The sequence below is a fragment of the Jannaschia sp. S6380 genome, assembly GCF_023015695.1.
Taxonomy (GTDB): domain Bacteria; phylum Pseudomonadota; class Alphaproteobacteria; order Rhodobacterales; family Rhodobacteraceae; genus Jannaschia.
Map to the genome: position 1 here is coordinate 1,273,692 of NZ_JALKAS010000001.1, position 26,440 is coordinate 1,300,131.

Sequence of the window (26,440 nt, forward strand, 5' to 3'; positions counted from 1 at the left end):
CCGTCACTCGTCCAGCCAGACCCGGTCATAGGGCGCCGACGACGCCCAGATGCCGCGCGGCGCGTTCATGACCTTGGTGGAATGGGCCGTGTGATAGGGCAGCGTGTTGGTCCAGTAGACGGGCAGATCCTCGGCCAGGATCTGCTGGAACTCGGCGTAGAGTTCCCTGCGCTTCTCGGGGTCGGTCTCCTGCCCGGCCAATTCCATCAGTTCGTCGACGCGCGGATTGGCGTATTGCTGGGTGTTCGACCAGATCACGCCCTCCTTGATGTTCTCGCTGTCATAGGTCCGGTGGACGCCGATCACCGGGTCGCCCCAGTTGAAAACCGTATCCCACGTCATGTCGAAATCGTGGTTCGAGATCTTGGCCGCCCAGGTCGGGAAGTCGACGAAGCTGTTGACGGTCACGTCGATGCCGACCTTGGCCAGCGACGCCTTGGTGAACTCGGCCTGCGGCTTGGTGGTCGCGTTGCCGTAGTCGATGGTCAGCGCGAAGCGCGTGCCGTCGTCGCCGCGCGGATAGCCGGCCTCGTCCAGGAGCGCGTTGGCGCGGTCGAGGTCCAGATCATAGGTCTCCGTCGTGTCGTCATAGAGCGGCGAGCCGGGATGGATGCCGGTGTTCGCCGGCTGGCTGACGCCCAGCATGATCGCATTCAGGATGAAGTTCCGGTCGATCGCATAGGCAATGGCCTGACGTACCTTCGGGTCGGCGGTCGGGCCGTCGGCACCGGTGTTGAAGGCCAGCCAGTTCAGCGCCCCGATCGCGGCATAGCCGTCATCGGTGACGACCAGATCGGCGTTCTCCTCCATCCGGCGGATGTTGCGCACGGTGTTCTCGAAGGTCGACAGGTGCAGCTCGCCGTTCTCCAGCCCGATGGTCCGGGCCGATGCATCCTTGATGATCCGATAGACGATGCGGTCGAGATAAGGGCGGCCGTCGATGAAAAAGTCGTCGAACCGCTCCAGGATGACATGCTGGTCGGCCGTGAACTCCACGAACTTGAACGGGCCGGAGCCGACAACGTCCTCGGAATTGCGCGGATGCGATTTCGGATCCTGCCCGTCGCCATAGACGTGTTCCGGAATGATCGGCATCAGCTGCGACGACATCGCCAGCAGCAGCGCCGGGTGCGGCTGCGACAGACGCAGGATGGCGGTGTGCTCGTCGGGGGTCTCGACCTCGGTCACGGGGGCGAACATCGTCTTGAAGGGGTGGTTCTCCTGGATCACGCGGACGGAGAAGGCCACGTCGGACGATTTGATCGGCTCGCCGTCATGGAAAACCGCGTCCTCCACCAGGTTCAGCGTCATGGAAAGCCCGTCGTCGGACCACTCCCAGGAATCGGCCAGATAGGGCTGCGGCTCCCAGTTCTCGTCGTAGCGCAGCGGCGTCGCGAAAAGCTGCGCACCGGGCGCACCGGTGACGATCCCGGACTGGACGGCCGGGTTCAGGTGACGCGGCGTGTTGTTGAGCGTCGTGATCAGCGTGCCGCCCGGGACCGGATCCTGTGCGAAGGCCGGCATCGTGGTGGTTGCGAGTACCGCAAGCGTCGCAAGAAATCGTTTCACGTCCATGTCTCCTCTGTTGGGCCCGTCATTTCGACAAGGCCTTTTCCCCGAGGTTAGGCAGTGGCGCGGAGGGCGGAAAACTGCTTTATGATGGAAAGCTTCCGCTAGTTTTTGGGGGAACGGACGGCCAGATGTTCGAACCCGCCCGCGGCGTGCATCTCGGCGACTGTCTGCCGGAACGCCGCCACCGCCTTGGGCGGACGGGTGCCCGAGGGCGTCGCCATACCGAACCGACGCGCCGGCACCTCGCCGCGCAGCGGCACGGCGCGGAACCGTGCGTCGTCCTGCACGTATCCGGGCGGGCGCGCGTTCAGCAGCGTAAACCCCAGCCCCGCCGCGACCAGCGTGCGGATCATCTCGACCGAGCTGGAAGCGTGCACGACGTTCGGCGCCAGACCCACCCTGCGGAACAGGTCGGTATAGTAATCCCGCGTCCGCGCCAGCGACAGCGCGATCATCGGACGCCCCTCCAACTCGGACAGTGCCAGGGTTCGCCGCCCCGCCAGCGGGTCACTCAGCGGCAACAGCGCATAGGCCGGCGCGTCGACCAGCGGCGCGAACTCGGCCCCGGCACCCACGACCTCCTCGTAGGTAAAGGCGAGGTCGGCGCGTCCGCCGCGTATGTGGTCGATGGCCTCGTCCATGTCGCCCTCGACCAACCGGACGTCGACGCTCGGAAACTCGGCGGCAAAGGCACGCAGCAGCGCGGGCAGGAAGTTCGCCGCCGCCGAGGCGAAGCACGCCACGCGGACGACGCCAGTCGCCACGCCGCCGACCGACCCCAGCTCCGCTCGGAACGCCGCGGCCTGGTCGAGGAACCGCGCGATCAGTGCCAGCGCCTCGACCCCCGCGGGCGTGGGCCGGATGCCGCGCGCCGGGACACGCGTGAACAGATCGAACCCCAGGCGCGTTTCCAGCCCGTCGATCGCGGCGGTGATCGAGCTTTGGCTGATGGCGAGCGATTCCGACGCCCGCGCGATCGAACCCAGCCGTCCGGCGGCCTCCACATAGGTCAACTGCTTGAGCGAGACGTCGTGAATCATTCCCCTACCTTCTGTGGCTTTGTCGCAGGGTAATTCCAGTTTCTCGGGGTTTGGAAGCCCGCTAGCCTCGACCGCATCACGATCCGAGGGGTCCAGCGCATGACGATCACCATCTACCGGGCCGCCAGAATCATCACGATGAACCCCATGAACCCCGAGGCGACCCACGTCGCGGTCCGCGACGGCCGGATCCTGGGCGCGGGCCCGCTGGAGGACCTGACCGGCTGGGGCCCGCACACGGTCGACAACCGTTTCGCGGACAAGATCCTGATGCCGGGACTGGTCGAGGGGCACTGCCACCTGATGGAAGGCGCGCTCTGGGCGCATACCTATGTCGGATATTTCGACCGGACGGCCCCGGACGGCACCGTGCATCGCGGCTGCAAGACGCTGGACGATGTGCTGGACCGCCTGAAGGGTGTCGCGGCCGAAGGCGGCGACGGCCCGCTGGCGGCCTGGGGCCTGGACCCGATCTATTTCGACACCGGCCGCGTCGGACGCGACCAGCTGGATGCGGTGACGCAGGATCGCCCCATCGGCATCATGCACGCATCGGGGCACATCCTGAACGTGAACTCCAACGCGCTGGACCTTGGCGGGCTGATGCGCGCGGGCGTCAACCACCCGGGCGTGCCGCTAGGGGATGACGGCCTGCCGACCGGGGAATTGAAGGGCCCGGACGTGATGTCGCCCGTTTCGATCCATGTCGGGTTCGACCGCGACATGCTGGCCTGCGACGAGGCGGGGATGTGGAAGTTCGCGCGGCTCTGCATCCGGGCGGGCGTGACCACGGCGACCGACCTCGCCGCCCGCCTGCTGGACGAGGCCGTCGAACTGATGCTGAAGGTCACTGGCGACCGACGCTTTCCCGCCCGGATCGTGCCGCTCCGATATCATCACGGCGTCGCGCCCGAGGACCTGATCGCACATGCCATGCGCCTGCGCCCGCGCTCCACCGACAAACTACGGCTCGGGCGTATCAAGGTGGTGGTCGACGGCTCGATCCAGGGATTTTCGGCGCGGCTGCGTGAACCGGGCTACTACAACGGGGCGCCCAACGGGTTGTGGTACATCACGCCCGAACATCTCGACTACATCCTGCGCCACGCGCTGGCCGACGACCTGCAGGTGCATACGCATACGAACGGCGACCAGGCCACACAGCTCGTCCTCGACACGATCGAGAGGGTGCTGCGCGACCATCCGGCGCGCGACCACCGGACGACGCTGCAGCATTGCCAATTGGCCGACACCGCGCAGTTCCGGCGGATGGCGCGGCTGGGCATGTGCGCGAACCTCTTCGCGAACCACCATTTCTACTGGGGCGACCAGCACTATGCGCTGACCGTGGGCCCCGAGCGGGCGGAGCGGATGAACGCCGCCGCGACCGCATTGCGCGAAGGGGTGCCGATGGCGATCCATTCCGATGCGCCGATCACGCCACTGGGGCCGTTCTTCACCGGTTGGGCCGCCTGCACGCGGCAGACGGCGTCGGGGCGCACGCTGGGCGCACGCGAAAGGATCACGCTCGACCAGGTGCTCTACGCGATCACGCTGGGCGCGGCGTTCACGCTCAAGCTGGATGGCGAGGTCGGCTCGATCGAGGCGGGCAAGCGCGCCGATTTCGCCATCCTGGAGGACGACCCCTACGAACTCGGCGCCGAGCGCCTGCGCGACATGCGCGTCTGGGGCACGGTCCTGGGCGGCGACGTGTTCGAGGCCGCGGCCGCATGACCCTGCCGCTGACGATCCTTGGGGGGTATCTCGGGGCCGGCAAGACGACATTGGTCAACCATTTGCTGCGCCATTCAGGGCGTCGGCTGGCGATCCTCGTGAACGAGTTCGGCGACCTGGCCATCGACGCCGACCTGATCGAGGCCGAGGAGGACGACCTGATCGCGCTGGCCGGCGGCTGCGTCTGTTGCAGCTATGGCGACGACCTGACGGAGGCGCTAATCGCCCTATCCCGCCGCGTGCCCCTGCCCGAACACATCGTGCTGGAAGCCTCGGGCGTCGCAATGCCGGGGGCGATCGCCGCCACGGCGGGCTTGATCGACGACCTGCGGATCGCGGGCATCGTCGGGCTGGTCGATGCCACCCGTATCGACGCGCTGCTGTCCGACGAATACCTCTCCGACACGATCGCGCGACAGGTCGCGGCGGCCGATCTGCTGGTGGTGACGCGCACCGACCTGGTACCCGCGGACGCGGCGCGGACCCGGCTCGCGGCGCTGGCCCCGGGCGCCCCCGTCGTCGTGGGCGGCGGGGCGCCGGAATGCGACATGATCCTCGCCGATCTGCATGGTGCCACGCGGCATGACGGCAATGGCCATGGGGCCGCACATCGCAGCCGCGTGCTGCCGATGGATGCCCCCGTCGATCCGCAGCGGTTCGCCCGCGCGCTTGGCGATGACCCGAAGGTGGTGCGCGCCAAGGGCCATCTGCGCGGATCCGACGGCCGGACCATGACGCTGCAACTGGTCGGGGACCGGTTCGATCTGGCGGCGGCCCCGGAGGGCGCATCGCCGGGCATCGTCGTCATCTCCGTCCCTTGATGGGCGCGTGACGGGTTCATCCGGTTCGCTCCGGCATCCTTCCCCACGGCGGAAAACGGACCCTCAGGTCATCCACCAGATCGAAAGCGGGCGCATGTTCAGGATCGCGCGCGCGGTCGGCGTTTCCACGTCGAAGGCGGCGGGCGACTGGAAGGCCAGGTTCCGCCGCTCGTGGAGTTCGCGGTAAAGCGCGCGGCGCAGGGTATCGGCCTCGGCGCGCAGATCCCATTCCTCCAGCTGTGCGGCGAAGCTGAAGTTGAAACCGGGCTGGATTTCGGAAGTCTGGAAGCTGCGGTCGTCGGCATGCGGCAGAAGATGGCGCGCCGTGGGCGGAATGTCGGCCAGCGACACCGCGCCCATGCCCCTTCCCGCAATCTCGAAATTGCGGGCGAAGACCGATCGCAGCGAGGCCCGCGCATGGGCGTTCGAGACAACGTCGCCCAGTCCGAAGCGCCGCGCCAGGAACGGGCCAAGCAGCCCCTCGATGAAGGACGCGTCCGAAAACGGCCCATCGGTGTCGACGCGAAACCGCGTGCCGTCGAACAGGCGCGCGGCATAGCTTTCGCGCGCGGCCTCGGCTTGCGCCGACCAATCCGCCGCGCGCCCCGCCTCGCCCGCTTCGGCCGCCATCCGCGCGCCGGCCAGCAGCGCCGCGATCCAGAGGCCGCCGCAATAGCTCGACGGCCCGGACATGGGGATGTTGTCGAAGGTCTGGTCCGGTGTCCCGTCATTCTCGATCAACCCGTCGCCGTCACGGTCGAACCGCTGCAGGTGGTCCAGTGCGGCCGCGACGGCCGGGAAATGGTGTCGGCGCCAGTCCGCGCCCATCCGTTCGCCGTCGCGCCACAGGCACAGAACCAGGTCGCAGTTCAGGTCCTTCCAGACCGTCGCGTCGCGATAGGTGTACGCGTTGGGCGTGACGAACGGATCCTCGCCCGGCCCGCCCAGATCGTGCGGACAGCTGCCGGCGGGGTTCAGGGCGAACGTCTCCCGCGTCCACTGATGCAGGCGCGGCGTGGGATCGCGGGCCAGCAGATGCGCGGCGAAGTCGCGGCTGACCATGGCCGACAGCGCGGGCTCGAACAGGGCGACGGCCTCGGCGGCATAGATCCACAGATCCAGCGTATCGTAGAGGGCGTAATCGTGGCACTCGATCAGGCCGAAATGCGCCCGCCCGTCCGGTGAGTCCCGCGCCGAGGTCAGCACGGTCAGGCCATCGACCAGGAAATACAGCTCGTTCAGGGCCATGCCCGCGCGATGCGGCTCCGGCCCCAGGCGCTCGGCCGTGGCGTCATGCCAGGCCGCGATCCGCCTCTGCCAATCGTCGGCACGGGAGAGGGCGTGTTCGCAAAGCGCCGTCGCCCCGTGCCCGTCACGACCCCAATCGTCGGTGTGACTGCGCCACCAGCGCCGACCCTGGCCGAAGGTGATGACCGGCAGATCCCAGGCCAACGCGAAATCCACCTCCCGGCTCTCGCCCGGTGCGAGCGTCATCCGCGCCGAGACCGCGCCCGCGGGCAGCCCGGGCGAGACCTCGCGGAACCCGCCCTCGGTCACGAATTCGGGCAAGTCCCGCGGCAGATCACCGGTGTCCCGCAATGCCCGCCAGAGCGCCGCGCCATCCGACCGCGCGTCGAAGCATACCGTTCGGCCCGTCGTCAGGCCCACGCCCGGCCGCACCGCCAGACCCCATTCGCCGTCCCCCTCCGGCGGCGTGTCACCGGTGCGGCGGCGGTCCAGGATCACGCCGGTGAAATCCGCGGCATCCATCGCGCGGTTCTCCAGACCGGCGGCCACGCGATCGACAGGCCCTTCGCCGAAATCGCCGAAACGGCCGTTCATGTTGGCCATCAGGAAGGCCAGCGTGACATCCGCCGGCCGCGATCCGCCATTCGTCAGCCGCCACCGGAACAGCGCCACCGGCAGAACCGACGCCATCATGTCGCCCGGCGCGACGGGCGAGAACGACAGACATTCCGCCGCGATGCGCGACAGCGCCGCATGGTCGTGCCAGGCAAAGGGGAACAGGCCGGCCCAGGCGGGGGACGACACCTCCCATTCGAAGGCCCCCAACGGGCCGTCCGGCGGGGCCGGCTGCAGGGCGCGTGCCGTGGCGATGGTGCCATCATCGACGCGCAGCACGAAGCCGTTCGCCGGCTCCGCCATATGCCGGACGCCGCCGCCCTTGATCGTCCAGCGTGTGAACCGCCCGTCCGAGGCGCGGGTGATGCCGCCGGTTCCGATACCGCCCAAAGGCACGCCGGTGCCGTCGATCGGCGCGAACAGGCCGGGCGTCTTGGGTTGGGACCGCGTCAACGCGTGCCCGGCCCCGCGACGAAGCGCGGCAGGGTGGGGAACGTGCCGGTCGTTCCGCATGGCCCTAGCCCGTTCGCGCAGCGGTCGGGTGACCGGCGGAACCTGCGGATGCGCGCCTCATGTCCGCGCCGCCAAGATCGCGCCGGGGTTCATGATGCCATGCGGGTCCAGCGCATCCTTGACGGTCCGCATCGCGGCCAGTGCGGCAGGGTCATGCAGGCGCGCCATCTCGCCCGCCTTCAGGCGACCGATGCCGTGTTCGGCGCTGATCGCGCCGCCCATCGCCACCACCAGATCGTGCAGGCGGGACGACAGCTCCGCCCGGATCTCGGCGTAGTCCGCGCGGGTGCGTCCCGCCGCGGGAAAAAGGTTGTAGTGCAGGTTGCCGTCGCCGACATGGCCGAACGTATTGAACCGCAGGTCCGGCGCGATCGTCCGCATGGCGGCCCGGCCCTCGGTGATCAGGTCGGGAACGCATTCCAGCGGGACCGACACGTCATGCGATGCCACGGGTCCGATCGCGCGGTTCGCCTCGGGGATGGCGTCGCGCAAGGCCCAGAAATCCGCGCGCTGCCCTTCGGAGCGCGCGACGACGCCGTCGCCGACCAGCCCCTCCTCCATCGCGGCGGCGGCCACGGCCTCCAGCGTGTCGGTCGGATCGTGGTCGAAGCCCGACACCTCGACCAGCACCGACCAATCCGGGGCATCCGCCAGCGGCGTGCGGACCTGCGGCAGATGTTCGGCCACCCAGCGCAGGCCCTGCCCGTCGATCAGTTCGCACCCCGTGACCTGGTCGCCCACCCGCCGACGCAGGCGCGCCAGCAGATCCAGCGCGGCCCCGGGCCGGGGAATGGCCAGGAAGGCCGAAGCGACATGCGCGGGCTTCGGAAACAGGCGCAGCGTGGCCGCCGTGATGACGCCTAGCGTCCCTTCGGCCCCGATCAGCAGATTGCGCAGGTCGTAGCCCACGTTCGATTTTCGCAGGCGATGCGCCGTCGCCATCAGCGCACCGTCGGGCAACACCGCCTCGACCCCCAGGGTCAGGTCGCGCATCGTGCCATAGCGCAGGACGGCCGTGCCGCCGGCATTCGTCGACAAAAGCCCCCCGATCCGCGCCGAGCCGCGCGACCCCAGCGTCAGCGGAAAGATTAGGTCCGCCTCCTCGGCGGTGGCATGAAGATCCTGCAGGATCGTCCCCGCGCCCACGGTCGCCGTGCCCGCCGCCGGATGCAGGGCGCGGACGCCGTCCAGCCGACGCGTCGAGAGCAGAAGGGGCGGCACGCCATCGCCAAGCTGTCCGCCCACCAGACCCGTCCAGCCGCCGTGCGGGATCAGCCCGACGCGATGTTCGGCGCAGGCGCGCACGATCCGCTGCACCTCCGTCACGGTGCGCGGCGTGGCCACGGCGCGTGCGGTGCCCACGAGCAGCCTGCGTGGCTCGGCGGCGTGCCACGGCTCGACGGGTTGGATCGTGCCGGGCAGCAGCCGCGCGTCGAGATGTTCCAGAAAGGCGCCGTCGGCGGGGGAAAGGGTCATGGCGTGCCCATCTCCTCGATCTGCCCGGCAAGCTGTTCGGCCAGGACCAGCGCACGCCCCGCGGCGGCCGCGAGCGGCGGCAGGATCAACCATTCCAGCGCCCAGGCCGCGCCGGAACGCTCGTTCTCGTGGATCATGGCCTGGTGCATGCCCCCCACCTGCACGGCCGCGAAACGCCCCAGGGTGATCAGCGTCTCGGGCGCGACGGGGTTCTGCTTGTGCGCCATCGCGCTGGACGCTCCGCCGCCCGACAGGCGCAGCGTCCCGATGCCCTGCTGCGTCATCAGGCACATGTCCTGACCCATCTTGCCCAGACTGCCCGCGATCCGGGCCAGAACGCCGGCATAGTCGGCCAGGTCGCCGCGCATCGCGTGCGGCGCCCGCGCCGGCAGGTTCAGGTCAAGCTGTCGGGCCAGGTGCCGCGCGATGGCGTCGCCATGTTCGCCCGTCGCGGCCCGGTTTCCCGCCGCACCGCCGAACGACACCACCTCCACCCGTGGGCGCAGTTCGGCCAACCGGGTCGCGTGGCCGAGGAGGGGCAGCCGCCAGATCGCAATGCGGTCGGCCACGGTGATCGGCACGGCCGCCTGCATCCGCGTCCACCCCATCAGGGGCCGATCGCCCAGGCGGTTTTCGACCCCAGCCAGCGCGTCGCTCACATGCCGCAGCCGTGCGCCCAGCAGGTCGGTCGTCGCGCGCAGCGTCAGCGCCAGCGCGGTGTCGATCACATCCTGCGAGGTCGTGCCGTGATGCAGCGCCGGGCTGTCGCCGATCCGATCCTTCAGCAACCGAACCAGTTCCGGCACGGGGACGCCGTCGCGCCCCGTGCCCTGCGCCAGCGCCCCGGGCCGGATGTCGGCGGCCTCGACGGCCTTGGCCACGCGCTTCGCCTCCTCCGCCTCGGCCAGGCCGACCGCGCCCAAGGCGCGCGACCAGGCCGCCTCGAACCGCAGCATGTGGCGCAGGCTGGCATCGGCCGACCAGATCGCGGCCATGTCCGGGTCACCGAACAGCCCGCCCAGCCAAGGGTGGGCGAAGGCCGAGATCGAGGAGGCGTCGCGATCGCTCATGTCGGCAGGTCCGTCAGTCCGTTCTCTCGCAGGAATGTTTCGGCGCGCCGATGCGTGATGTCCACCAAGTCGCGCGCCTCCTCGCTCAGTTCCTGACCGCGCAGGAAATGCATTCCGAAGGCCACGGGGAAATACGGCGCGACCGGTACCGTCACCACGTCGTCGGCGAAGGCCATCGGCGACAGCGGATCGCAGATCGTCACCCCCGCCCCGAGCGCGACGAGATGACAGACAAGATTGGCCTGGCTCACCTCCACCGCGGGAACCAGGACCTGGTTCGCGCGGTCGTAGATCGCCGACATCTGCTGTCGCATCAGGGCGCCGGGGCCCAGGGCCAGAATGCGCTCCCCGGCCAGGTCCTCGACCGCCAGTTGCGCGGCGCCCGCCAGACGGTGACCGCGCGGCAGGACGACCATCGCGGGCACCTCCATCAACAGGCGCGTGTCGATATCGCGGTGATGCGCGGGCATCGTGCTCAGCCCCAGGTCGAAGCGCTGGCCCGTGATCCACGTCTCCAGGAACCGGCGCGGCTGGATGTCGACGGTCAGGACGACGTCGGGGTGGGTGCGGCTGAACTCGGCCACGACGGGGGCGGTGATCGCCGCGCTCAGCCGGGGCATCGAGACGAGGCGCAGACGCCGCCGCACGCCGTTGCGCAACTCCTCGGCGTAATCCTCGATCCGCGACAGACCGGACAGGACCGGCTGCACCTCCTGCAGGAAGGCGCGGCCGATGGCGGTGGGCTGCAAGCGGCGTCGCGACCGATCGAAGAGGACGAGGTTCAGATCCCGCTCCAGCCCCGCGATCAGACGCGAAAGGGCGGGTTCGGACATGTGCATCAGATCGGCTGCCGCGGCGAGCGAGCCCCGTTCGATCACCAGTTGGAATCCTCTGAGCGCCTCGGGTCTCATTGCCGCCGTCTCTTGCGATATACGCAACTAAACCCGTATTCTTAGAAATTGTAAATGTAGTGGTCCTGTGCAAGCCTTCGACCGTGCGATCGGCGTGGGAGGCGTCGATCCAACGGATCATGGGAGGATCAAGATGACACGAACTCTGCTCGGCACGACCGCCGTTCTGCTGGCCACCGCGGGCGCGGCGATGGCGGACTATCCCGAAAAACCCATCCGCCTGATCGTCGGCTTTTCGGCCGGGGGCGGCACCGACACCTCGGCGCGCGGTTTCGGCAGCTTCACCGCCGAGGCGCCGTCGATGAACGGCATGCCGATGGTGATCGTGAACCAGCCCGGGGGGTCCGGCCTGCAGGCTGCGCAAACGGTGGCCGATGCGGATCCCGACGGCTACACCCTCTATATCATCAACAATGGCACCATGGCGGCGACGACGCTCAGCACCGAAGGGGTGGAGTTCGACCCGCGCGAGGACCTGACCAACCTTGGTTGCGTCACGCAGCTCGTCACCGGCCTGCAGGTGCCGGCCGACCATCCCGCCGAGACGGCCGCGGACTGGGTCCAGGCCGTCAAGGACAGCGGCGAGACGGTGCGCTGGTCGACCTCGGGTGCCGCGACGATGCATGCGCTGGTGGGGCACCTGTTCCTCGACACCAACGAGATCGAACATCAGGTCGTGCCGTTCCGCGGCGGATCGAACGCGCGCAACGCGCTGGCCGCCGGCGACGTCACCGCCAGTTTCAACGGCAACCAGCTGGTCGAGGGGTTCGAGGACCAGATCAAGGTCCTGGGCGTGCCCGCGGCCGAGCGCGACCCGGCGAATGCCGACATCCCCACCTTCGCCGAACAGGGGCTGGAAGGGCTGAACGTGACCGGACCGATGTGCGTCTACGGACCCGCCGGCCTGCCCGATGAGGTGGTCGCCGACGTGTCCGCCGCCGTCGAGGCCGTGACCGAGATCGAGGGCTTCGGTCGCTTCATGGGCCGCTCGGGCCTGGCGGCGATGCATCTGAACCCCGAGGACGGAGCCGAGAATCTGGACCGCCTGTTCGAGGTCTTCACGCCCGTCGTTGAATCCGTGGCCGCCGCACAGAACTGACGCGACGCCCCCCGGGCGTCCGCGCCCGGGGGGGCCGCCACCGGAGGATCCGCGCGTGAGCTATCGCAGCCGCATCGACCTGGGCGTCGCCTGCGTCGTCGTCCTGATCGGTCTTGTCCTGGGCGCCGAGGCCCTGCGGATCGACCCGAAATCCTACGAAGCCGTCGGCCCGCGCGCCGTGCCGCTGTTCCTGGCCTGCGCGATGGTCATGGGCGGCCTGCTGGTGGGCGCATCCGCCTGGCGCGTGCGCCGGACCCGCGCGCCGGCCGAAACGGACGCGGATTACGGGTTTCGCGACAGTGACCTGGCCCGTGTCGCCGCCGTCATCGGCGTCGGCCTCGTCTATCTGATCGCGTTCTGGGCGCTCGGCTATTTCGGGGCGACCATCATCGCGATGGCCCTGATCCTGGTGGTCTTCGGCAACCGCAACCCGCTGACGATCATCGGCGGGGCGATCCTGGCCGGCCTCGTCTATCAGGTCGTGTTCATGGGGGCGATGGGCCTGCTCGATCCACGCGGCGCGCTGGTGGACGTGCGCCCCGTCACCTCGATCTTCACGCCGGAGTAGCTGCCATGTCCGACCTTCTGGGCGGCTTCGCCATGCTGTTTTCGAATACCGAGGCGGTGTTCTTCACCTTCCTCGCGGCCTTCGTCGGCATCGTATTCGGCGCGCTTCCGGGCCTGACGGCCAGCGCCGCCATTGCCATGCTGCTGCCGCTGTCGTTCTACCTCGGCCCCTTGCCGGCGCTCGCGTTCCTCTACGTGATCGGCAAGTCGGGCCGCTACGGCGGATCGATCGCCGCGATCCTGTTCAACACGCCGGGCACCACGGCCAGCGCCGCGACGATGCTGGACGGGCACCCGATGGCCAAGTCGGGTCGTCCCGGCAAGGCGCTGAAGACCGCGACCGTATCCAGCGTGTTCGGCGATTACGTGGGCGAAATCATCCTCATCTTCGGCGCCGTCTTCATCGCCCAATACACGCGGACCTTCGGACCGACCGAGTATTTCGCGATCTACCTGATGGCGTTCCTGGTGATCGGGTCGGTCGTGGGCGACAGCGTGATCAAGGGGCTGCTCTCGACGGTACTGGGCGCGATCGTGGCCCTGATCGGGCTGGACACGATCACCAATACCCCGCGCATGACCTTCGGCATCGGCGACATGCGGGACGGCATGTCGCTGGTGCCCCTGCTGATCGGCGTCTTCGTCGTGTCCGAGATCATCATCCAGGCCGAGCGCATGGCCAAGGCCAAGGTCCTGGATGCCGGGCTTGCCGTCTCGGCCGCCCAGGACCGGCTGACCTGGACCGAGTTCCGGGGCCTCCTGCCGCTGCTCATGCGATCGTCGCTGATGGGCAGTTTCATCGGCATGATGCCCGGCCTCGGCTCCTCGGTGGCATGCTTCGTGGCATATGGCGAGGAGCGGCGCCGCGCGGCCAATGGGGACCGCTGGGGCACCGGCGTGATCGAGGGGATCGCCGCCCCCGAATCCGCGAACAACGCCGTCTCGGGGCCGTCGATGATTCCGCTGCTGACGCTGGGCGTGCCGGGCTCGACCGTGGCGGCGGTGCTGATCGGGGTGTTCCTGATCCACGGCATCCAGGTCGGGCCGCTGATCTTCTCGGAGACGAACATCATCATCGATGACACGACGGGCGACTTCTTCTCCTCTCGCGAACTGGTCTATGCGCTGTTCGCGGCCGGCCTGCTGGGCATCGCGGCCTACGGGCTGATGGGATACTGGGGCGGCCCGCTGATCGGCCGGACGATCGCCCGCGTGCCGCAGCGGATCCTCTACCCGATCATCTTCCTGACGGCGATGGCGGCCAGCTATTCGGCGCGCGCCTCGCTCTTGGACGTGGGCGCGGCGCTGCTGTTCGGGGTCGTCGGCTACGCGATGCGGCGGACGCAGTTCAGCCCGGCCGCCTTCGTCATCGCCTTCGTCCTGGCCGACCGGATGGAGGAGAGCTTCCGCCAGGCCCTTTTGCTGAGCGATGACGGCGCGCTCATCTTCCTGCGCGAGCCGGTGGCCGCGTCCTTCCTCGTGATCGGGATCGGTGTGACGGCGTTTCGCGGCCTCGCCTCGGCGCGGCGGGCCAAGCGCATGGCGGTCGCGCCGTGACGGGGCCGCTGGCCGGGCTGCGCGTCGTCGACTTTACGCATGTCCTGGCCGGCCCGGCCTGCGCCTACATGCTGGGCTGCCTGGGCGCCGAGGTGATCAAGGTAGAGGGTCCGCGCGGCGACGCGATGCGCCATCGCGGCGGCACCGACCCCGTCCGCGCGGCGCACGGGGCCTCGACGGCCTATCTGGCGCAGGCGGCGGGCAAACGGTCGGTGGTGCTCGACCTCGAGACGCCTCGCGGGGCCGAGGCGATGCGCCGCCTGCTCGCCCGCGCCGACGTGCTGGTCGAAAACCACCTGCCCGAAACCGCCCGCAGCCTCGGCATCTCGCCTGAGGAAACGGCGCAGTTGAACCCCCGCCTGATCCATTGCGCGATGACGGGCTATGGCCGTGGCAGCGAGATGGCCGACACCCCCGCCTATGACGTGAACATCCAGGCCGCCACGGGCCTGATGGAGATGACCGGCACCGCCGAAAGCGGCCCCCTGCGGGCCGGGGCGCCGGTCATGGATTACGGCACGGCGCTCGCCGCCGGGTTCGCCATCTGCGCCGCGCTGGTCGAGCGGGAGCGGACCGGGCGCGGCGGCCTGGTCGACGTGTCGATGTTCGAGACCGGTCTGACCCTGATGGCCAGCACCGTGACCGATCTGACGGCGACGGGCAACGTCCCGACCCGGCGCGGCAATGCCGCCAATTCCCGTTCGCCCGCCGCCGGCTCGTTCCCATGCGCCGATGGCATCCTGAGCGTCGGCGTGAACGAGGCGCATCAGTTCGCCGCACTGGCCCATGCGATCGGACGGGGCGACTGGCTGGACGATCCGCGATACCGCGACGCGGACGCCCGGCGCAAGAACGGTGCCGCACTGGCCGCCGAACTGGGCGAGGCCCTCGCCACGCGCCCGGCCGAGGAATGGGAGGCCATCTTGCGGCGGGCCGGGGTTCCCGTCGCACGTCAGCGAAGGCTGGACGAGGCAATCGCCCTGCCCCATCTGGTCGCGCGTGGCTTCCTCGCAGGGCTGGGCGACGGCGATGCACAGGCGACCACCCTGCCCTTTCGCATCGGCACGCACCGCCCGGGCCCGGCCTTCCCGCCCAGCGCGTTCGGCGCCGATACCGATGACATCATGGCCGAGCTGGGCCTGCCCCCGGATTGACGGCCCGGCCCGGTGTCTCCACAGGGGCTTCGGCCTCGGGCACGCGGGACTGGCGCTGTTCATGCGCATGGCGGACGAGGGCGGCCGTCCGATAGATGCCGTGCACGAACTTGCCGTAGGGCATCGTCAGGAAGAACGCGAAGACTGTCCCCAGATGCACCGCCAGCAGCGGTCCCATCACCGGCGTTGCGCGCAGCCAGTAAAGCGCGAGGCCCGTCACGCCCAACAGGAGCAGCGTCCAGGTGAACGCGGCCCCCATCCTCGCATCGGAGGCCATGCGCAGCGCCGGATCCCGCCGCGCGCGCTGGGCGATCAGACCGGCCGCACCCGCCGTCAGCAACAGGCCGCCCGGCACACCCAGGATCTTGGGCGGCGCATACCAGGGATAGGGCGCCGGCCAATCCGCGAAATAGTGCAGCACCGTGCCCGAGGCCGTGGACGCGAAGCACAGCGCGAACCCCCAGAACGTCCAGTGATGGAACCGCCGGCGCCATGGATCGGGCCGCTCGCCCGCCGTCATGCAGCCCATGCCGCCGCCGCTCAGGTTGCGCAGAAGAATGGCGTCGCCCATGGCCGCGCGAAGGTCGCCGAGCGTGATCGGCAGGGGCCCCGCCGCCCGCCAGAACCGACGGACCCCCATCGCGATCGCCAGCAGCGCGAAGGCGAAGACGGGCAGGAATACCGCGACCATCGCGCCATGCGGCATTACCGCATAGAAATCGCCGGCCGCCCCGCCTTCGCCGCGCCCCGCAAGCGCGAACAGGAACGCCGCGACGGCAACCGAGACCAGCACGGCGACGACCGCCCCGTTGCGGCGGAACAGCATCGCCGGGCCCGAAGGCCAGGCGAAGCGGGCATAGCTTTCCTCCCGCAGGTCGGCCATGGCAGCGGGGACGTTGACGGCGAACGGATGCGGCGGCGCGTATTGGCAGTCGTAGTGGCAGGCGCCGCAATTGTGGCAGAGGTTCGCGAGGTAATCCGCCGTTCCGCCCGCATGGTCGCGCCGCAACTCCATCGCCGGAAAGACGGCGCATAGCCCTTCGCAGTATCGGCAGGCATTGCAGATCTGCATCTGGCGGGCCACCTCGGCCCGGCTGGCGGTGGCGAGCGCGGCGAGATCGGGCGTGTCGGTCACGATGCCACCCCGTCGCGGGCGTTGCGCAGCGCGCCCGCCGCCTGCGTGCCCGCGATGCGCCCGAAGACGGTGCCGATCGTCATGCCGATGCCGGCCAGATAGCCTTGGCCCAGCACGTTCCCCGCCATGATCTCGCCCGCCGCGAAGATGTTGGGAGACGGTGCGCCGCCGAACAGCACGCGCGCGTCGCGGTTCACCCGCAGCCCCATATAAGTGAACGTGATACCGGGTCGCAGGGTATAGGCGCGGAACGGCGGGTCGGTGATCGGCCGCGCCCAGTGCGTCTTGGGCGGCGAGAGACCCTCCGTCCGGCAATCGTCATGGATTGTGTGGTCGAACCGCCCCGGCAAGCACGCGGCATTGAAGGCGTCAACGGTCGCGCGCAGGGCAGCGGGGTCAAGGCCGATCTTCCTGGCCAGCCCCTCGATCGTGTCGGCGACCTCGGGCGGGAAGACCGAGGGCATGAACAGATCGGCGGGTTTCGCATCGATGACGACATGGCCCACCTGGTCGGGCTGCGCCGCCACCAGCCGACCCCAGATGGCGTATCGCTTGGGCCAGAACTCCTCGCCCTCGTCATGGAACCGAGTGCCGTCGCGGTTCACCACGATCCCGAAGGGCACACAGTCGAGCCGGGTAACGATACCCCCGTCGAATTGCGGCGCGCGCCCGTCCACCGCGACGGCATGGCACTGATCGACCGTTCCCACCCGGTCGGCGCCCGCATCCAGCATCGTCCGCAGCACGCCGCCCGTGTTGTAGGGCGTACCCCGGATGCGGAAATTCGCGGCCGCATCGCCCCAGCCTTCGCGCAGCCAGTCGATATTGGCCTCGAACCCGCCCGAGGCGGCGACGAAGGCCCGTGCGGGGACACGTTCACGCACCGGGGCGTGGCCTTCCCACCCGGCCTCGGTCGTGGCCGAGAGGAAGAAGCCGTCCTCGATCTCGATCCCGGTCACGCGGGTGCCATAGCGCAGGTCCACGCCCAGATCCTCGGCCATCCGGCAGAGCGCGTTCAGCATTGAACGCCCGCCGCCCAGGAAGAACGCGTTGGTCCGCCCGAGGCTCAGCGTGCCGCCCAGCGACGGCTGGAAGCGCACGCCCTGCGCCTCCAGGAAGTCCCAGATCTCGGCCGACCGCTCAAGCGTCAGGCGGGCCAGTTCGGGGTCCGTGTTCCCATCGGTCACGCGCAGCAGGTCGTCCATGTATTCGTCGACCGGATAGGGTCCGGTCAGGATGCCGTTACCGGCATCATGTGCCACGCGGCAGTTGCGGGTATGGCGTGTGTTGCCCCCGCGCATGGCCTTTGGCGCCGCCTCGACCACGCGCACATGGGCCCCGGCCCGCGCCGCGCAGATCGCCGCGCAAAGCGCCGCGTTGCCCCCGCCCGCGATCAGGACGTCGACGCTCATGCCGGGCCGGCGATGGTCACGAGGCGGATCTCGGACATCTCGCGGATAGCATAGGCGGGCCCCTCCTGGCCGAAACCGCTGGCCTTGACGCCGCCATAAGGCATCAGGTCGAGGCGCGAGGAGGACGCCTCGTTGATGTGGACGCCGCCGACATGCAAACCCCGCGCCGCGGTCAACGCCGCGTCGATGTCGCGGGTGAAAACGCCGGTCGCGAGGCTGTAAGGCGTGGCGTTGACGTGCGCGATGGCCTCCGCCAGGCCGTCGACCGGCAGGATGGCGCAGACCGGGCCGAATGCCTCCTGCGTCAGGAAGGGCTCGGCGGGGGTCTCGATGACCGTCGGCGGCATCAACGCCCCATCGGCCGTTCCGCCCAGCAGCACCCGCGCCCCGGCGACCAGGTCGACCGCCCGCGCCGCCGCCTCGGCGGAGATCATCGGCCCGATATCGGTCTCCGGGTCCGACGGGTCGCCGGTCACGAGGCGCCGGGCGCATTCCACGAACCGGTCGCGAAAATCCGCGTGCACGCCCCGTTGCACATAGAGCGTCTGGATCGAGGTGCAGACCTGTCCCGCCTTGCGGAAGGCGGCGGCCGTGCATTTCGCGACGGCGCGGTCCAACGCGGCATCGTCAAGCACGATGGTCGAGGCGATGGAGCCCAGTTCCATCTGCGTGCGCCGCAACCCGGCCGCCCTATGGATGGCCGCCCCCGCGGCGGTCGAGCCGGTGAAGGCATAGAACGCGGGGCGCGCGTCGGCGAGCAGGGTCTGGACCAGTTCGGGCCCGCCGTTCAGCATCTGCGCCGCGCCCGCCGGCCAACCCGCCGACAGCAGACATTCCATCAGGATGGCCGCGGGCCCCGGCGTCCGTTCCGAAGGCTTCAGCAGAAGCGCGTTCCCGGCCGCAAGCGCCGGCCCGACCTTGTGGCAGACGGTGTTGAGCGGGGCGTTGAACGGCGTGATCGCCACGACGATGCCCACCGGGACGCGAAGCGTGAATCCCAGGCGCCCGGGCTGCGCCACCTCGGTCGGGACCATCGCGCCTGTCAGGCGCGTCGCCTCCTCGGCGCAGAGGGTCAGGGTGGTCAGCGCCCGGTCGACCTCTCCGGCCGCGTCGCGGATGGGAAAACCCGCCTCGGTCACCAGGGCCGCCAGCATATCTTCGCGCCTGCCGTCCAGCGCGTCACGCGTGCGCATCAAGGCCTTGGCCCGGTCGCGCGGACCAATCGGCGCGGCCGCGTAATCCGCCGCCGCCGTCAGCGCATCCGCCACGTCGCCCGCCGACGCGACGTGTTGCCGGTAGACGCTGCGCTGGCTGAACGTGTCGCGGACGTCGATTGATCCTTCGCCCGCCTCGCGCCATTCGCCGGCCACCAGGTTCGCGCCGCGCATCAGAACTGCGCCGCATATTGCGCCGGGTCGATCCGGGCGCCGATCACCAGCGGGACGTCACCGGGATCTGCGGCGAGGGCATCGGCCAGCGCGATTTCGGTCTCGACCGTGATGCCATTGCAGCCCATCGACGCGGCCAGGGGCTCGATCGCGGTCTCCTCGATGACGGTGCCGACGGAGGCGACCTGCCGGGCCATCTGCTTCAGCTCGATCCGGTTGAGCGAGTTGTCGACGAAGACCACGACCTTGATCCCCAGCCGCAGCGTCGCGGCCAGGCGCAGCTCGCCCTGGACCATCGCCAGGCCGCCATCACCGGTGAAGCACAGGACCGGGGCCGCGGGGTACAGCCGCTTGGCCGCGATTGCCGCCGGCAGCGAGAATCCCATGGAGCTGAGCCCGTTCGTCATCAGCAGGCGGCGAGGTGCCGTCGGATGCCAGCCCTGCCCCACCAATAACTTGTGCGAGCCGACATCCGCCGTCGCGATCGTGTCCTCGGGCATCGCGCCGCGGGCCAGACGGATGACGTCGCTCGGGTTCAGGACGCCGGCGACGCGCCCGGCTTCGAAGGCGGCGGAAAGCGCGTCGCGATGGGCGGCGATGTCGGCCTCGGACAGCCCATCGCGTGCGGGCAGCGCGTCCGTCAGTGCGGCCAGGATGCCGCGAATGGGGCCGACGATCTCGGTCTCGGCGGCATAGATCTGGTCGGTGTTGGGCACCGCGTCGACATGGATGACGGGGGCCGCGACGCGCCAGGGCTTGATCAGTTCCACCGCGTCGAAACCGGCGCAGAGGATGCAGTCGGCGGCGCGCAGGAATTCCCACATCAGGGCGTTGCACGCCATGTCCAGCGTTCCGGCGAAGCGCGGATGGGTTTCGGGCACACATCCCTTGGCCATGGGCGAGGCGATGATGGCCGCCCCGATCCGATCGGCAAGCGCCGCGATTTCGGGCCCTGCGCCGGCCTGCATGGCAGCGATGCCGAACAGGATGACCGGCCGCCGCGCCCGCTCCAAACGCGTCCGTGGGGCCTGCCCACCCCGCAGGCCATAGGTCACGTCGGGCGGTGGCTGGACCGCGTCGTCCGCCGCCTCGGCCGTGACGTGATCGGCGTGCATATTCAGATGCACCGGGCCGGGTCGGGGCGCGACAGCAACCGCATGGGCCTTGCGCAGGACGTGCCCCACCGTGTCGGGGGTCAGGTCGGCGACCCACTTCGCGACGGGGGCGAACAGGGCCCGCTGGTCCACGACCTGATGGGTGAAGGTCGGCGCGCGGACGGTGTCGATCTGGCCCGATATCGCCACCATCGGCACGCGGTCCAGATGGGCGTTCGCGACCGCGTTCACCAGGTTCGTCGACCCCGGACCGAGGGTCGACAGGACGACCCCCGGCCGCCCGGTCAGCATGCCCTGCGCCTGGGCCATGAAGCCGGCCGTGCCCTCGCGCCGGGCCAGGACGAATTCGAGCCCGGCCGTGCGGCAAGCCTCCAGGAAGCCCACGGAGGGGTCGCCGGGATAGCCGAAGACGGGGCCGAAATCAGCGGCTTTCAGGTAGCCGGCCGTGACATCCGAGAGGTTCACGCGTGCAGCTCCTTCCCAAGTCGTCCGGGATTGGATACAAATGTATTCAATCTGAGGCAAGCCTGTTTCGTGGTGCCCGGGGACGGGTACGGACAGGCCTGAGCGAGAGAAAGGAACGACTCCGGGATGCCCGAGCAAAGGACCGAAGCGGACCGGCCGGCCCGCACCACCAGCGCCGCCGGCGCCTACGAGGCGTTGCGCGCGCGCATTGTCTCGGGCGGGCTGAAGCCGGGCGACCGCATCCGCGAGGTGGAACTGGCGCAGGAGATGGGCCTGTCGCGCACCCCGGTTCGCGAGGCGATCAAGCGGCTGGAACAGGACGGGCTGATCCGGCACGCGCCCCACAAGGGCGCGGTCGTCCGTGCGCTGGATCCGCAGTCGATGAACGAGCTGTATCTGGTGCGCGAGGTGCTGGAAGGGACGGCCGCCGGACTGGCCGCGCAGCATGCCAGCACCGCCGAGATCACCGCATTGGAGGAGCTGCTGGCCACGCAGCCGCCCGAAGGTCAGGACGATGGCGGGGCCGAGGCCGCGCGACGCAATGCCATCTTCCACGACGCCATCGGTCATGCCGCGCACAACCGGCACCTGCTGCATGCCATGGACGGGCTGTCGGGGGCCATGGCTCTGCTCGGCCCGACGACCCTGTCGATGCCCGGCCGGATCCCGGTCGCGATGGAGGAACACGCCGCGATCCTGCACGCCATCTCTGCCCGCGATGCCGGGGCGGCCGACGCGGCCGCGCGCGCCCATATCCGGGCGGCGCACCGGGCGCGGCTGCACCTGCTTTACGGTATCGGCGGGTGATGCGCGGCGACGTATTCGATGATGCGGCGGGTCATCTCCTCCGGACGCTCGACCGGCGGCAGATGTCCGGCGCCGTCGATCACCGCATGCGACCCCGCGGGCAACCCATCGGCCAGCGCGGCCATCGCCTCCGGCGTGGTCGAGACGTCCTCGGCCCCGCCTATGCACAGGGCCGGACAGGTCACCTGCGCCAGAACCCCCGAAAGGTCCGTCCGGCCCAGGGCACGGCAGGCCGCGAGATAGCCATCGACCGGCTGCCGGGCCAGCGCATGCCGCGCGCCCGCGACGATCTCGGGCGCGCGGCGGGCGAATTCGGGCGCGAACCAGCGTTCGATCTGCTCGGCCGCGACGGGGTCCATGCCTTCGGCGCGCACCCGCTCGGCACGGGCGGCATAATACGCCTCCGACCCGATCCGCGCCGCGGTATCGGCCAAGATCAGGCCCGCCACCCGGTCGGGCCCCAGGCACGCCGCCCGGATCGCGATCTGCCCCCCGATGCTGAGGCCCGCGAACCAGGCCCTGTCGGGGGCCAGCGCCAGCGCATCGCGGGCGAAGTCGTCCATGTCGTCGGCCGCGCCGCCGCTCAGCCCGTGGCCGCGCAGTTCCGGCAGGGTGAACCCCCAGGCGGACGGCAGGCGGGCAGCGACCTCTTCCCAGGCCCAGATGCCGGTGCCCAGCGCGTGCAGGAACATCAGATGCGGCGCTTGGCCCTCGGCCTCGCGGTGCCGGACCCGCAGGATCGTGCCGTCGACGGATCGAAACATGGCCCCATGCTGGCCCGGCGGATCGGGGGATACAAGCCATGGACGTAAGCGCCATCGCCGCGCTTGGCCCGGGCGTGCTGGCCGGCGTGTTGGCCGCGGCCTTCGTCACCTCGGTCGTGCATGGGGCGACCGGGATCGGGGGCGGCTTCCTGATGGCGATCCTTCTGGCCGAGCTGATCGGCGTGAAGCCGGTCGTGCCCGTCCTGGCCGTGGCCCTGACCATGAGCGGGGTCGCACGCCTGTTCTTCAACCGCGACGCGATCAGCGGGCGCGCCCTGGCGCTGGTGGCGGGCACGGCGCTGCCCGCCGTCATCTGCGGGGCGCTGGTCTACGGCCTGCTGAACGCCACGACCGTCGCGATCCTGCTGGGCACGACCATCTTGGCCAGTGTTCCGATGCGGCACTGGGCCCGCCGGCGCCAGGTGGTCGCGGGGCCGCGGTCCCTGATGGGGGCGGGCGGGGTCTATGGCTTCATCTCGGGCGCGTCGGTGGGCGCGGGGATGCTGCTGATCCCGTTCCTGCTGGGATACGGTCTGTCGCGGCGCTATTTCGTCGGCACGCTCGCGGCGATCGCGCTGGCGATGAACGTGACGCGCACGGCGGTCTTCGGCGGGACGGACATGCTGGGGAATGGCTGGCTCGAACTGGGGATCCTGTGCGGACTGGCCACCTTGCCGGGGAACTGGTTGGGCCAGCGATTGCTGCGCGGGATGGGCGACGGGCGGCACGCGGTGGCCATCGACGTGCTGACGGTGTTCGGCGGGCTGAATTTCTTTCGGATCGCCCTGACGGGATGACCGATGTCAGGCGGGCGGGCGGGGAAAGACGCGGCCCTCGGCGATCTTGCGGGCGGTGCGGACCACGGCCATGTCGACCCCCGCCCCCGCAGGATCGGGGTCGAAGCGGTTCACCTCCACCAGGATGCGGCCCGATGCGTGTTCGATGGCACAAGTGACCCCGGCACGCGGCGCGGCCAGGCCGTCCGCGACCGTGTCCGGCAGGGCGATGCACGCGGCGGTGCATTGCGCGCCCGTCACGGCGACGGTCGGATGACACCGCCAAGGCGTGAAATAGCGCACCGTCGCCGTCCCCCCGTGCCGCGGCGGGGACAGGAGCGCAAATTTCGGCACGACCGATGCGGCCGGGTCGGGCATGCCCATCCGCGCGGCGGCCGTGCGGCGGATCCCCTCGATCCTATCCAGAAGCGCGGGCATCGCATCCAGCTCCGCCGGGGTCTCGGCACCGCTCAGACCCAGATCGGCGGCGCGGGCGAAGACGACGGGCATGGCGAGGTCGACGCAACTGACGTCGACACCCTCGATCCGGTCCGTCGCCTGCCCGCTGGGCAGCAGCTTGCCGGTCAGCGCGCCCACCGTGTTGCGGAAGTTCAGAAGGACGGGCGCGGCCCGTCCCGGCACCCCGTCGATGGCGCAATCGCCGGCGTAATCCGACATGCCGTCCGGCGTCCGGATGCGAGCGTCGACGAGCGCGCCGGTATTCACGGCATGGATCACGACCGACGTCTCCGGGCCCGTGGCCTCCACCAGCCCGAACTCGATCGCGGCAGGGCCGACGGCAGCCAGCATGTTGCCGCAGGTCGGGGCATAATCGACGATCCGATCCTCCACCCCGACCTGCGCGAAGAAGTAGTCGATATCCGCGCCGTCCCGGTCCGCGCGCGACAGCATGACCACCTTCGTCGTCACCGACGCCCCGCCGCCCACGCCGTCGATGTTCAGCGGATGCCCCGCGCCCACGATGTCGAGGAGGAGCGCCGTCAGCGCATCACGATCCGCTGGAAGGTCGGCGCGGCGCAGGCAGGGGCCGCGCGACGTGCCGCCGCGCATCAGAAGGAAGGGAATGCCCGTCGTCCCGGGCGGGCCGCCACGAAGGCCGGGCATCACAGCTGGGCCGTCGTGACGTTCCACTCGGACAGTTCCTCGGGGGTCAGGATATAGATCTCGTCGGCGGGCGTGGCGAGGGCGGGACCCATGATCCGCAGGTCGATCCCCATGGCCGACAGATGGTCCAGGACCTCGGCCTGGCCCTGCTGGATATCCTCGACCGCGAGAAGGGCCGGCAGGATCGTCGACGCGCCGTAGCTGTGCTGGTGGACGCCCAGGCGGGCCGCGTCCCCGACCCTGCGCGTCATGCCGCCGGCGAAGACGTAGGGACAGGCCGACAGGCAGACGGCGCCGTCGGGCAGCCGCGTACCGGCGCCGACGTCGCGGATCGCGCGGCCGATCTGGACGGCGTCGGCCACGCTGCCGCCCGGGCTATCCAGCAGGACGGTCGCCGGGCGGGTGCGGCGCAGCGCGTCCGCGATGCGCGCGCCATCCCCCGCGGCGATCGCGCCGCGCAGCGACAGCGTGGGGCCGGCCTCGTCCGCGACCTCCTCGGCGATCAGGCGGCGGGGCATGTCGGGGTCGACACCGGTTCCGGGGTGGGCGGGATCCCAGGGCCGATAGCGGCGGGTCTGGTCGCCGGGCCGGGTCGGACGATCCAGTTCGGGCGCAAGCGACGGGGCGGCAATGCGCGGAAGGATCGGGCCGAGGTCCAGAAGGATCAGAAGTGCGGCGAGGACGAGTTGCCCGCCCAGCAGCCAGCGCAGCGTGCGGCGTTCGGGACTGGCAATCGGGCCCGGCGCATCGGTCATTCGGCGGCCTTGCGCGGCGGGGCCGGTCCGTCGTCGTCGCCCGCGAGGATGCGCATGGCCGGGCCGGTGCGGTCCTCCCCCTCCATCTCGCGCAGGGCCAGCACGGCGGCGCGAAGTTCGGCCACTGTCATGGCGTCCTCGGGTTCGGCGGGGTCGCGCCCGGCGCGGATGGCGGCCTGCGCGACCGCGACGATCAGGACCAGCACCGCCGGCAGCAGGTCGATCGCGATGGCCCCCGCCCAGGACGGCGCGAAGTTGCGGGCATAGCGGATGACCGCGTCGGCGGTCGAGATCGGGGTGTAGATCACCTCGGACGGGGGTTCGAGGGCAAGCACCTCCGACGCGGCGGCCTGCAGCGTCTCGGCCCGCCGGCCCAAGACCTCCAGCAGCGAGGTGATGGTAGCCTGCTGCGCGGCCTGCCCGCCGGCATCGCCAGCGTCGAGTCGCGGCAGCACGACCGACTCGGCCAGGTCGCGCGCGGCCCGGTCGACCAGCGGGGCCACCGACAGCTGCCGCAGCGTGGTGATGACGCCGGCCAGGCGCACGGCCTCCTCGGAGAACTCGACGGCACGGTCGTCGACGCTGCCGGGCGCGACGGTCAGCGCGCGCATCCGGCTGAGTATGGCGTTGCCCTCGGCGAAGGCCGCCGCGACGGGCGCGTCCTGCGCGGCGATCAGCGCCTCGAGCGCGGCCAGCTCGTCGGACTTCTGCGTCAGCACCCGGAACACCGCCCCGCGCCCCGCGAGCCCCGACAGGCCGCCGCCCGCCTCCTGCTGGGACAGGTCCTCGAACCCCTGACGCGTCCGGCCGATGTCGAGACCGAGCGCCTGGCCCTGCAGCGTCACCTCATGCGCGCGTTCCAGCGACGCCTGGTAGTCCTGCACCGTCCGGGCGAGGTGCTGCTCGACCGCGGCCGATCCGGCCAGCGCGGCGGCGTTCAGCCAGGACGACATCGCCACGATGGCCGCCGACCCGATCGCCATCGCGAGCAGCAGCCACAGCCGCGTCGCCGCCGTCCGCATCGCGGGCAGAAGTCGCAGCAGATAGGACCAGAAGACGAAGATGCCGGTCGAGACGGCAGCGCTGTAGGCCACGGCGGCGAAGAGCGACAGCGCCCCGCCATCGTCCAGCAGGCCGCGGACGCCGAGATAGGTATAGACCCCCGACGCGACCGCCAGAACGCCCAGCGCCGCCGAGGTGAAGCTGTCGAGCCAGCCCAGATGATGCTCGACCTCGCGCGCGTGGCGCAGACCTTTGGTGTCACGGGTCATGGACGTCCCCCTGCCCCGAGGATGGCCGCCGCCCGCGGCAATGACAAGCC

At 70.2% G+C, this 26,440-nt stretch carries 22 protein-coding genes; 8 read left to right on the forward strand and 14 right to left on the reverse strand.

Annotated elements, in window-relative coordinates; all coding sequences use genetic code 11:
* Positions 1 to 3: 3 nt before the first annotated feature.
* The gene (locus MWU52_RS06550; protein ID WP_246950454.1) at positions 4 to 1,569 is read right to left on the reverse strand and encodes an ABC transporter substrate-binding protein; all 1,566 of its coding nucleotides are present in this window, start codon (positions 1,567 to 1,569) and stop codon (positions 4 to 6) included.
* Between the two features lie 104 nt (positions 1,570 to 1,673).
* Positions 1,674 to 2,612, reverse strand: coding sequence for a LysR family transcriptional regulator (locus MWU52_RS06555; protein WP_246950457.1), 939 nt, complete (start codon positions 2,610 to 2,612; stop codon positions 1,674 to 1,676).
* 99 nt (positions 2,613 to 2,711) lie between these two features.
* Here MWU52_RS06555 and MWU52_RS06560 point away from each other — a divergent pair, with 99 nt between their 5' ends.
* Positions 2,712 to 4,346 (forward strand): amidohydrolase, encoded by a 1,635-nt coding sequence (locus tag MWU52_RS06560; protein WP_246950459.1) that lies wholly within the window; start codon positions 2,712 to 2,714, stop codon positions 4,344 to 4,346.
* Positions 4,343 to 5,167, forward strand: a complete 825-nt coding sequence (locus MWU52_RS06565) for a CobW family GTP-binding protein (RefSeq protein WP_246950461.1) — start codon at positions 4,343 to 4,345, stop codon at positions 5,165 to 5,167. Before MWU52_RS06560 ends, MWU52_RS06565 begins: the two co-directional genes overlap by 4 nt.
* A 63-nt stretch (positions 5,168 to 5,230) precedes the next feature.
* Here the strand turns inward: MWU52_RS06565 and MWU52_RS06570 are convergent, their stop codons facing one another.
* From MWU52_RS06570 to MWU52_RS06585, 4 genes are all read right to left on the reverse strand, one after another.
* Positions 5,231 to 7,483 carry a GH116 family glycosyl hydrolase gene (locus MWU52_RS06570; protein ID WP_246950463.1) on the reverse strand — a complete coding sequence of 751 codons (2,253 nt, stop codon included), beginning with the start codon at positions 7,481 to 7,483 and terminating at the stop codon, positions 5,231 to 5,233.
* A 117-nt stretch (positions 7,484 to 7,600) separates the two neighbouring features.
* Positions 7,601 to 9,019: an FAD-binding oxidoreductase gene (locus tag MWU52_RS06575; protein ID WP_246950464.1), complete on the reverse strand. Its 1,419-nt coding sequence runs from the start codon at positions 9,017 to 9,019 to the stop codon at positions 7,601 to 7,603.
* The gene (locus MWU52_RS06580; protein ID WP_246950466.1) at positions 9,016 to 10,089 is read right to left on the reverse strand and encodes a 3-carboxy-cis,cis-muconate cycloisomerase; all 1,074 of its coding nucleotides are present in this window, start codon (positions 10,087 to 10,089) and stop codon (positions 9,016 to 9,018) included. Before MWU52_RS06580 ends, MWU52_RS06575 begins: the two co-directional genes overlap by 4 nt.
* The gene (locus tag MWU52_RS06585; RefSeq protein ID WP_246950468.1) at positions 10,086 to 11,000 is read right to left on the reverse strand and encodes a LysR family transcriptional regulator; all 915 of its coding nucleotides are present in this window, start codon (positions 10,998 to 11,000) and stop codon (positions 10,086 to 10,088) included. The genes MWU52_RS06580 and MWU52_RS06585 overlap by 4 nt, the downstream gene beginning before the upstream one ends.
* Positions 11,001 to 11,133: 133 nt before the next feature.
* Between MWU52_RS06585 and MWU52_RS06590 the strand changes: the two genes are divergently transcribed.
* From MWU52_RS06590 to MWU52_RS06605, 4 genes are read left to right on the forward strand one after another with little or no spacing between them, the layout of a single operon-like run.
* On the forward strand, positions 11,134 to 12,099 hold the full coding sequence (locus MWU52_RS06590) for a tripartite tricarboxylate transporter substrate binding protein (RefSeq protein WP_246950470.1): 966 nt from the start codon (positions 11,134 to 11,136) through the stop codon (positions 12,097 to 12,099).
* 55 nt (positions 12,100 to 12,154) lie between these two features.
* On the forward strand, positions 12,155 to 12,667 hold the full coding sequence (locus MWU52_RS06595; RefSeq protein WP_246950472.1) for a tripartite tricarboxylate transporter TctB family protein: 513 nt from the start codon (positions 12,155 to 12,157) through the stop codon (positions 12,665 to 12,667).
* A 5-nt stretch (positions 12,668 to 12,672) separates the two neighbouring features.
* Positions 12,673 to 14,223 carry a tripartite tricarboxylate transporter permease gene (locus MWU52_RS06600; protein ID WP_246950474.1) on the forward strand — a complete coding sequence of 517 codons (1,551 nt, stop codon included), beginning with the start codon at positions 12,673 to 12,675 and terminating at the stop codon, positions 14,221 to 14,223.
* Positions 14,220 to 15,377, forward strand: coding sequence for a CoA transferase (locus MWU52_RS06605; protein WP_246950475.1), 1,158 nt, complete (start codon positions 14,220 to 14,222; stop codon positions 15,375 to 15,377). The genes MWU52_RS06600 and MWU52_RS06605 overlap by 4 nt, the downstream gene beginning before the upstream one ends.
* On the opposite strand, the gene tcuB is transcribed toward MWU52_RS06605, so the two are convergent.
* Genes tcuB through MWU52_RS06625 form a run of 4 tightly spaced genes read right to left on the reverse strand, consistent with a single transcriptional unit; the run spans position 15,346 to position 20,892 of the window.
* Positions 15,346 to 16,512 carry a tricarballylate utilization 4Fe-4S protein TcuB gene (gene tcuB / locus MWU52_RS06610; protein WP_246950476.1) on the reverse strand — a complete coding sequence of 389 codons (1,167 nt, stop codon included), beginning with the start codon at positions 16,510 to 16,512 and terminating at the stop codon, positions 15,346 to 15,348. The two genes, MWU52_RS06605 and tcuB, sit on opposite strands and share 32 nt — an antisense overlap.
* Positions 16,509 to 17,924, reverse strand: a complete 1,416-nt coding sequence (tcuA, locus tag MWU52_RS06615) for an FAD-dependent tricarballylate dehydrogenase TcuA (RefSeq protein ID WP_246950478.1) — start codon at positions 17,922 to 17,924, stop codon at positions 16,509 to 16,511. The genes tcuB and tcuA overlap by 4 nt, the downstream gene beginning before the upstream one ends.
* Positions 17,921 to 19,312, reverse strand: a complete 1,392-nt coding sequence (locus tag MWU52_RS06620; RefSeq protein ID WP_246950480.1) for an aldehyde dehydrogenase family protein — start codon at positions 19,310 to 19,312, stop codon at positions 17,921 to 17,923. Before MWU52_RS06620 ends, tcuA begins: the two co-directional genes overlap by 4 nt.
* Positions 19,312 to 20,892, reverse strand: coding sequence for a thiamine pyrophosphate-binding protein (locus MWU52_RS06625; RefSeq protein ID WP_246950483.1), 1,581 nt, complete (start codon positions 20,890 to 20,892; stop codon positions 19,312 to 19,314). The genes MWU52_RS06620 and MWU52_RS06625 overlap by 1 nt, the downstream gene beginning before the upstream one ends.
* A 126-nt stretch (positions 20,893 to 21,018) precedes the next feature.
* Here MWU52_RS06625 and MWU52_RS06630 point away from each other — a divergent pair, with 126 nt between their 5' ends.
* Complete coding sequence (locus MWU52_RS06630; protein WP_246950485.1) at positions 21,019 to 21,699, forward strand: GntR family transcriptional regulator; 681 nt, start codon at positions 21,019 to 21,021, stop codon at positions 21,697 to 21,699.
* On the opposite strand, the gene MWU52_RS06635 is transcribed toward MWU52_RS06630, so the two are convergent.
* Positions 21,681 to 22,463 (reverse strand): alpha/beta fold hydrolase, encoded by a 783-nt coding sequence (locus MWU52_RS06635; RefSeq protein ID WP_246950488.1) that lies wholly within the window; start codon positions 22,461 to 22,463, stop codon positions 21,681 to 21,683. The two genes, MWU52_RS06630 and MWU52_RS06635, sit on opposite strands and share 19 nt — an antisense overlap.
* A 38-nt stretch (positions 22,464 to 22,501) precedes the next feature.
* Between MWU52_RS06635 and MWU52_RS06640 the strand changes: the two genes are divergently transcribed.
* Positions 22,502 to 23,260: a sulfite exporter TauE/SafE family protein gene (locus MWU52_RS06640; RefSeq protein WP_246950491.1), complete on the forward strand. Its 759-nt coding sequence runs from the start codon at positions 22,502 to 22,504 to the stop codon at positions 23,258 to 23,260.
* A 6-nt stretch (positions 23,261 to 23,266) separates the two neighbouring features.
* Here the strand turns inward: MWU52_RS06640 and MWU52_RS06645 are convergent, their stop codons facing one another.
* The 3 genes from MWU52_RS06645 to MWU52_RS06655 are packed head-to-tail and all read right to left on the reverse strand — an operon-like array spanning position 23,267 to position 26,390.
* Entirely contained in the window at positions 23,267 to 24,364 is a 1,098-nt protein-coding gene (locus MWU52_RS06645; protein ID WP_246950493.1) for a PrpF domain-containing protein, read from the reverse strand.
* Entirely contained in the window at positions 24,364 to 25,119 is a 756-nt protein-coding gene (locus tag MWU52_RS06650; protein WP_246950496.1) for a hypothetical protein, read from the reverse strand. The genes MWU52_RS06645 and MWU52_RS06650 overlap by 1 nt, the downstream gene beginning before the upstream one ends.
* Positions 25,116 to 26,390 carry a hypothetical protein gene (locus MWU52_RS06655; RefSeq protein ID WP_246950497.1) on the reverse strand — a complete coding sequence of 425 codons (1,275 nt, stop codon included), beginning with the start codon at positions 26,388 to 26,390 and terminating at the stop codon, positions 25,116 to 25,118. The genes MWU52_RS06650 and MWU52_RS06655 overlap by 4 nt, the downstream gene beginning before the upstream one ends.
* Between the last annotated feature and the right edge of the window lie 50 nt (positions 26,391 to 26,440).